General features: G+C 34.4%; 7 protein-coding genes. 3 read left to right on the forward strand and 4 right to left on the reverse strand.

Annotated elements, in window-relative coordinates:
* Positions 1-229: 229 nt before the first annotated feature.
* The 4 genes from A3SG_RS0116440 to mnmE form a co-directional block, all read right to left on the reverse strand.
* On the reverse strand, positions 230-514 hold the full coding sequence (locus A3SG_RS0116440; RefSeq protein ID WP_016991100.1) for a hypothetical protein: 285 nt from the start codon (positions 512-514) through the stop codon (positions 230-232).
* A 348-nt stretch (positions 515-862) separates the two neighbouring features.
* Positions 863-2,005 (reverse strand): tyrosine-type recombinase/integrase, encoded by a 1,143-nt coding sequence (locus A3SG_RS0116445; protein WP_016991101.1) that lies wholly within the window; start codon positions 2,003-2,005, stop codon positions 863-865.
* Positions 2,006-2,011: 6 nt separating this feature from the next.
* Entirely contained in the window at positions 2,012-2,572 is a 561-nt protein-coding gene (locus A3SG_RS0116450; RefSeq protein WP_029596870.1) for a helix-turn-helix domain-containing protein, read from the reverse strand.
* A gap of 220 nt (positions 2,573-2,792) precedes the next feature.
* Positions 2,793-4,193: a tRNA uridine-5-carboxymethylaminomethyl(34) synthesis GTPase MnmE gene (gene mnmE / locus A3SG_RS0116460; RefSeq protein WP_016991104.1), complete on the reverse strand. Its 1,401-nt coding sequence runs from the start codon at positions 4,191-4,193 to the stop codon at positions 2,793-2,795.
* 171 nt (positions 4,194-4,364) lie between these two features.
* Here mnmE and A3SG_RS0116465 point away from each other — a divergent pair, with 171 nt between their 5' ends.
* The 3 genes from A3SG_RS0116465 to A3SG_RS0116475 all read left to right on the forward strand — a co-directional run bounded on the left by A3SG_RS0116465 (position 4,365) and on the right by A3SG_RS0116475 (position 8,109).
* Complete coding sequence (locus A3SG_RS0116465) at positions 4,365-5,198, forward strand: universal stress protein (protein ID WP_016991105.1); 834 nt, start codon at positions 4,365-4,367, stop codon at positions 5,196-5,198.
* A 216-nt stretch (positions 5,199-5,414) separates the two neighbouring features.
* Positions 5,415-6,251, forward strand: a complete 837-nt coding sequence (locus A3SG_RS0116470; protein ID WP_016991106.1) for a universal stress protein — start codon at positions 5,415-5,417, stop codon at positions 6,249-6,251.
* A gap of 85 nt (positions 6,252-6,336) precedes the next feature.
* A complete protein-coding gene (locus A3SG_RS0116475; protein ID WP_016991107.1) occupies positions 6,337-8,109 on the forward strand; it encodes a MutS-related protein in 1,773 nt (590 codons plus the stop codon).
* Positions 8,110-8,407: the final 298 nt, after the last annotated feature.

Raw genomic sequence — 8,407 nt, forward strand, 5'->3', positions numbered from 1 at the left:
CAATTTTAAGCAAAATACTATCGAGATAAACTTCCTGATTTTTTTTCCCATAATGATCGATTCCTGCAGATACTTTTTTGTAAAAGTACTATTTTTTGCAAGTCCTTCGAATAAACTATAATCAGTTAGTTCTCCAATTAATAGAATTAATTTTTAATTTTTCTTGTTTTTCAATTTTATCGCCCTAGAAAAAAAGCTAGATTAAGTAGTAATATCTTTTCTATTTTCATCAAAAGTTGTATTTTATTTTATCAATTATTGATTTTTCATTAGTATTGTTCCTTATTTTTTTTGAATCAAATTTTCGACCAAGTTTTTTAAAAATATTACTGATTCGTAATTCTGTAATCTTTTCACTTTCGTCGATTAAATAAGTAGTACTAAAATCATTGTAGTCATTTAGTTCATAAAAAAGCTTTATGCCTTCTGTCAATTGAGGAATAGAATTCTCTAACCTAGCTTGAACTTTTTGATAGAGTGTGTATTTTAAAAATTTCAGAAAAAAAACTTTCATAAGTCAATTTTTCAAATACTTCGTAATCTTCTAATTTAAATTTAGAAAAGGTTGCTTTGATTTCCATAAAACTTTTATAGACCTCATTCTCTAGCGTTTTAAGTAAACTATCGACCTTTTTACTATCATAATTATATTTATGAATTCTTAGGTCGTTAATGATTCCATCAAAGTAGAATTTGTGTTTTTCTATTAAGCTATTTGATAAATACTCTTTATAAAAAAAATTAGCTAAATCTGAAATAGCTTTATCAGTATTTCTTCCTTTTTCATTTTCATTTTGTAAAAAAGTAATTATAAATTTCTTTACGGAATTAGCTTCTTTTTTGTATAATGTTTTTGTGTTCTTTAAGATAATCCATCTAAATCTAAATTAATTCGGTTTGCGGCTTCAATTTTATTTTTGTCTAGTATTTTGGTGTAAATCTGGGTAGTGGAAACGTTCTTATGTCCTAGTAATTTTGAGACTGTGTAAATGTCCGTTCCATTAGCCAATTGCAATGTAGCATAGCTATGTCGAAAGTTGTGATAAGATATCTTTTTTCTAATAGCTGATTTTTCAATCCAGTCTTTCAACGGTCGGGTTATTTGGTGGTATTCTATTTTTCCAAATATAAATCCAGTTGTAGTATCTTGTTTTTTCAAAATTTCATAAGCGATTTTTGAAATAGGGTGATTTTGAATTGATTTAGTTTTCTGCTCACGTAGAATAATGTAATGATTCTGGTGGTTGTCGTTAAAAACATCATTCCAATCTAAGTTGTTAACATCGACAAAACGAAGTCCCGTTAAAGCTGAAAAAAATGCCATGTGCTTTACTTTTTCTATTTTTATTTCGGTATTCCATAAAAGACGAAGCTCTTCTTCGTTAAGGTATTGTCGATGCGTTTCTTGTTCTTTTATATATTCCGCTTTTTCAGCTAAATTTTCGGTAATTATTTTTTCGCTAAAGGCTAATTTTAAAACAGCTATAAAGTTCTTAAAATAGGACGAAGCTGTATTAACGGATAGTTTTTTTTCGGCCTTTCCTCTAATCGTTTTTGCAGTTAATAAATACGCTCGATACTTTTTGACGTGATTAGAGCTAAGCTGATGGCTCATTATTTTGTCTCCATACAAGAATTTAAAATGATTCAAAGAGGCTTTCCATGATTGATAATTAGAATTACTTCCTGTATTGAAATAATCTTCAACAATCGATTCATAGAATGTTATAAAGTTTACATTTAAGTTAATGTTATCCTTTAGTCCAAATTCTCTATTTCTTAACTGTACTAATCTCTTTGCTTTTACAATTTCAGCTAAATCAATTGACTGGGTATTGTGTTTTTTCTCTTCAGCACTCTTGGGATTTTCGTATGTATATATCCTAAGAAATTCACGTCTTGTTTCCTTTCCAGTTTTTGAGTCAAGGATTGGCGGATAGTAATCTAAATAATGACTTAGCTTGCCACCCGTGATTTTTTTGTTTCTTAATGTTACTTTACTCATATTATTTTATATAAATATTTTTTCAATATGCTCTTTTTTGACTAATGTGTATTTCCCATGTTTCCTCTTAGGAATTTTAAATTTCATGATGATATTGTATAATGCTCCACTTGAAATTTTAAACTTGTCTTGTATTTGTTGCATCGTATAAGAATTCTCAAAACTATAGTCGGCTAAAATATCGAGTTTTGATTTCTCTAGCATTTTAAGGTTTACATCAAAATAGAAGTCTATATCTTTTCTTCTAATGGTGGTTTTGCGTTCAGAGAAATTAAATGCATTTATATCGTTTCTTTCAATTAGTCTGTAAAGCGTTTTAGTTGACATATTAAGTAGGAGCGATGCTTCCTTTACAGTTAAAAAATCTTTGTCTTTTACAGGTTCTTTAACCTTGTTGATTTTTAAAAATGTTTCATTATTACTCTCTTCAATTTTCCCTTTCTTTTGTCTGACTTTATAGGCTTTACTGCTACACTTCAATGAACAATATTTTGTCTTTGTAGTACGTGCCGTAAAAGTGTTTTTACAGTGATTGCAAACTCTTGTTATTGAGATGTTTGAACTCATATTATTAGACTTAAGTTTACATTAGAGTAATTAAGGGTAAATAAGGGACATAATTTGCCCCTATTTTTCAAATATATAAAAATTATCAATTCGAGGTACAAAATCGGTACAAATAAGCACAAAATAAGAGAAAATAATACATAATTTAAAAACAGTAAAAATCAAAAAACCCTCTAAATTAGAGGGTTTACAACGTTTTGTTTTGTGTTTTTTTGTAGTGCTATTTGCCAATACAGAAATTAGCAAATATATTACCTAATAATTCATCATTAGTCACCTGTCCCGTAATCATTCCAAAATGATACAAGGCTTCCTTGATGTCGATGGCCATTAAATCACTAGGCAAGTTGGTTTCAAGCCCGTATTTTACTTTGGTGACTTCCTCTAAGGCTTTCAATAAAGAGTCATAATGTCTTGTGTTTGTTACAATTGTTTCGTTATTCCGTAATGCTCCGGTATTGACAAAAGAGAGTAATTGATTTTTTAATTCTTCGATACCAATGTTTTGTTTGGCAGAGATCATTTCGAGAACGACGTTCAGCGGCTGGAGTTGGTTTTTGATTTCTACCACTTCGGCATCGGTCAATAATTCGGTTTTATTAATCACCACCACTAATGGTTTTAGCGGGAATTGATTTTTGACTTTTTCGATTTCCAGTATGTATTCAGAGCTTTGGACTTTAAATTTTAAGCTTTCAAACAGGTAAAGAACCACCTGCGACTGTTCGATTTTTTCGAATGTTTTACGGATACCGATACTTTCTACCACATCCTGAGTTTCACGAATTCCTGCTGTATCGATGAATCGAAAACCGATTCCGCCAATGACTAGTTCATCTTCAATCGTATCGCGGGTCGTTCCGGCAATCTCCGAAACAATGGCTCGTTCTTCGTTTAATAAAGCATTCAACAGTGTCGATTTCCCCACATTGGGTTCTCCCACAATGGCGACTGGAATTCCGTTTTTGATCACGTTTCCTACAGCAAAGGAATCGATGAGTCGTTTGAGGACAAATTCGATTCTCTTCAGCAGTTCGTGGAACTGGGTTCTGTCAGCAAATTCAACGTCTTCCTCGGCAAAGTCGAGTTCGAGTTCTATCAGGGAGGCAAAATTTAACAGTTCCTCACGTAATTTGGCTATTTCGTTAGAGAAACCGCCACGCATTTGCTGCATGGCAATCTGGTGTGACGCTGCATTGTCTGAGGAGATCAGATCTGCAACAGCTTCTGCCTGCGACAAATCAAGTTTGCCGTTCAGAAAGGCGCGCAGGGTGAACTCTCCCGGGTGGGCCATACGGCATCCTTTACGAAGCAACAGCTGTATAATCTGCTGTTGAATATAGGTAGAGCCGTGACATGATATCTCAATCGTATTTTCGCCTGTGTAGGATTTGGGTCCTTTAAAAATAGAAACTAATACTTCGTCCAGCGTTTTTGTGTCATCCATGATGTGCCCTAGATGGAGGGTATGAGTTTTTTGCTTGCGTAAGTCTTTGTTCCTTATGGATTTAAATGCGCTGTTTCCAATGGTAATTGCTTCAGCTCCTGATATTCTGATGACTGCAATAGCTCCAGCCCCGGAAGGGGTCGCTAAGGCTACTATCGAATCGTTGTTTAGCATAATTTTAGGTTCTAGGCCACAAAGGTACTAAATCTAAATAAGTATCTATTTACATATTAGATTGCCTTTTTGGAATCGACACGTCAATTTAAGAGGGGCTTCCCTGTTTGATTTTAATTCCGTAACTTTAGGTTTGTATTCTTTGCAGTAACCACTTTAAACTGACAGTAAATGAAACGTATTCTATTTCCAACCGATTTTTCTGAAGCGGCCACGAACGCTTTTGGCCATGCATTGGCATTTGCGAAAAAAATTCAAGGTGAACTTATTTTATTGCATTCTTACCCCGTACTGCCGATGGACGACCAGTTTTTTCCCGAGAATTTCAAGATGGTGTATGACACGGTAGAGTTAACGGAGTTTGATATGTTTAAAGAGGAAGTTCCCAAATTACATACCTTTGCAACAGCTTGCAATTTGGATAAGATAAAAATGACACACCGTTTAATGGAGGGCGATTTAATTGAAAACATCAAAAAGTGTGTTGCCGAGGATGAGATTGACTTTGTGGTCATGGGAACCAGCGGTGTCACGGATTGGGATGCCGTTTTTGTGGGGTCTAATTCCGGGGATGTCATTATTGGGATAGCGGCTCCCGTGTTATGTGTGCCCTTGGGAGCCAAATACAAACCGATTAAAACGATTGGTTTTACAACCCGATACAGAGACAAAGATAAAAAAGCGATTAGCACGGTTTTAGACTTTGCGAAACTTATCAATGCCACTGTGAAGTGTCTCTATGTGAAGACGAGTGATTCGGATGTTTCAACAGCAACAATAGAGGAGTGGAAAATAGAGTTCAAACGACAGCCGATTGAGTTTTTTATGGTCGAAAGCGAGGAGAGTAATACGGCGGTCTTAGATTTTATTGGGGATAAAAACATTGACGTACTGACGATGTTGACGTATAAAAGAGGTTTTTTCAAGGGATTGTTCCAACCGAGCTATACTAAAAAGGAGCATCCTGAATTTCACATCCCTATTTTAGCCATTCACATCGATTAAAGAAAAAGGGTGGATTAGCCAATGATTCGGGTTTGAAAACAGCAGCTGATTGTATCATTGTGTACCTCAATAATTTAGAAATATAAAAAAGTACCTGTCTTGATCAAAGTAACGCATTTTATTGTTAAAATAAATGTAAATTACTGATATTTATCATGTTATAATTGTAACTTTAATTATAAATTTGACTAATCGACCACTTTAAACCATTATAAAATGAAACGTATACTATTCCCAACTGATTTTTCTGAAGCTGCCACCAATGCATTTGTCCATGCTTTAGAATTTGCAAAAATAGTGCAGGGCGAACTAGTGTTATTGCACGCCTTTGAATTGCCGGTATTCGACAATCAGTTTTTTCCTGAAAACTACATGGTTATCTACGAATCAGTAGAGTTATCACAATTCGAAATGTTTAAGGAGGAAATTCCAAAACTTCGCGCCATAGCAGAAGAGCGACATCTGGATAAAATTAGAATGACACACCGCCTGATGGACGGTAATTTGCTTTATAATATCAACAAATCGATCAAGGACGATAAAATAGACTACGTGGTTATGGGGACCGAAGGCGCCTCGGGATGGTCAGAGTTTTTTTCTGGTACGAACACCGGTAATGTTTTAGCGGATGTTGATGTGCCGATACTTTGTATTCCAATAGAGGCAAAATACAAAAAAACAGAAACCATTGGTTTTACGACACGATTTAGACCTAAAGATAAAAAAGCGCTTAAACAAATAGTGAAATTGGCAAAAATGGCGGGTGCGGAAGTAAAATGTCTGTATGTGAAAACCAGCAAATCAGATGTTGATAAAGAAACAATTAAGAAATGGGAACATGATTTCGAGGAGGAACCAATAGAATTTTTTGTCATAAACAGTGACGAAGTAAAAGAAACCATTTTAGATTTTATCTTATATCAAGAAATTGACATACTAACCATGCTGACCTACAAAAGAACGTTTTTTCAAGGCTTGTTCCATCCCAGCCTGACTAAGAAATTCGCCAATAATTTTGATGTTCCCATTTTGGCAATTCCTTTGGAAGACTAAGTTTAGAGTGTTGTTATATTGTTCTTGATTCTAATAGTTTATTTATTGCTGGAGACCTATATTTGTATTTCAATTAAATCGAAATATGGATTCATACAGTACTAAGAGTAAAAGCTATTCACAAGAATTAACCAAAATCAACAAAAAATACAATACAATCAGTCTATTTAGACTGTTGTCTGTTGTTATTTTTTTAGGATCTCTTTATTATTACATAAAAAGCAGCGAAATTATTTTTATAGTTTCCGCTGTTTTATTTTTTGCAGGCTTTATAGTCTTAATGCGAATTCATTCCAAGTTGCTTTTCGAAAAAAAGATAAACTCGGCTCTGGTGGGAATTAATGAAAATGAAATATCCTATTTGGAGAAAAAAATCATTCCATTTGAAAACGGACAAGAATTTAATGATTTTCATCATCCCTATGCGTATGATTTGGATATTTTTGGAGAGCATTCTTTGTTCCAAAACCTAAATAGAACCGCTACTTTTATCGGAAAGAAAAAGTTAGCCAATCAATTACTTACATTATCCTCAAATGAGGAAATCATTAGAAATCAAACGGCTGTTAAAGAGCTTTCCCAAAAGTTAGACTGGCGCCAGAATTTCTTGGCTTTGGCACAAATAAGCCAGGATTCTAAAGCCAGTTATGAAGCATTGATGAAATGGAGTAAATTTCAGAGCGCACCATTATCCAAAGGAGCAATTGTACTTTCTTACGGTACGCCGTTGCTTTTTCTGGGGATTCTTATTTCGTATATAGTTACTAATGAAACTGTTTTACTATCTTATTTATCCTATGTGTTTGTATTGAATTTGGTGATTATGGGGGCGTTTTTTAAACGCATTCAAATCGAAATTGCCAATGCCGAAGATATCGATAAGGTAATCAGTCAATATGGTTTATTGCTTAAAAAAATTGAAGAGGAATCTTTTCATTCTCCAAAGTTGATGGATTTGCAACAGAGACTGAAATTTAAAACAGAAAATGCAAGTCATCATTTCCAAAAATTATCAGAGTTATTTTCTAAAATGGATAGTATCGCCAATCTGGTTACTGCTTCGCTATTCAACGGCACCTTTCTATTTAATGTGCATGTTTTGAAACATTTATTAAAATGGAAAAAAGAGCATGCTGAAGCATTAGAAGACTGGATGGACGTTATTGGTGAATTTGAAATGCTGAATAGCTTGGCTAATTTTGCCTACAACAATAGCGAGTTTGTTTATCCTACTTTAAATACCGAATTTAAAATCGACTTCTCGGAGTTGAGCCATCCCTTATTGAATGCCAATACTAGGGTAGGGAATGAGGTAGCTTTTCATCCTCAGTCTTTTATGATATTGACTGGGTCGAACATGTCGGGTAAAAGTACGTTTCTACGTAGTTTGGGAATAAATATGGTTTTATCGGGTATGGGATCGGTGGTTTGTGCGAACCAAGCCAATGTACATCCTTTACCGGTGTTGGTTTCGATGCGTTTGTCTGATTCCCTGTCAGACAGTGAATCTTATTTTTTCGCGGAAATAAAGCGCTTAAAACAGATTATGGATGAATTAGAAGGAAATGCCGCTTTTGTATTACTGGATGAAATCCTCAGGGGAACTAATTCGGATGATAAAAGAAACGGAACCATAGAAGTCGTTAAGAAAGTGATTGCCCATAAAGCCATTGGCGCCATTGCGACACATGACATTGAAGTTTGCCTGACTACAAATGAGTATCCGGATATTCTCACCAACAAATGCTTTGAAGTCGAAATTGAAAATGATGAATTGCATTTTGATTACAAACTCCGTGACGGTATTTGCAAAAATAAAAGCGCTACGTTCCTAATGAAAAAAATGGGAGTTATTTAAGGAAAGAGGTGAGAAGTGAGCGGGTAAAAGTGAAAAGTTAGAGCAGTTAATTTGTTTTATAGTTCAGTTTAGTTAAAATCACTCGTACTATTTGTCACGTTGGAAGCTTCGTAGCAAAGTTGTTCACATACCTTGAGACGCTTCCAGCGAGACAAACTACTCGGTTTTTGACTGAATGGAATGTGATTGCTATTGGGGCATAATATATTAATAATTGGTATTAGAAGAGAGAAATAAGAAATAAAATTCAGGAAGTAAAAAAACCAAAACATTCCATTTCGTCTCCTCCTCCTTCGGA

Source organism: Flavobacterium sp. ACAM 123 (genome assembly GCF_000264055.1).
GTDB lineage: Bacteria > Bacteroidota > Bacteroidia > Flavobacteriales > Flavobacteriaceae > Flavobacterium.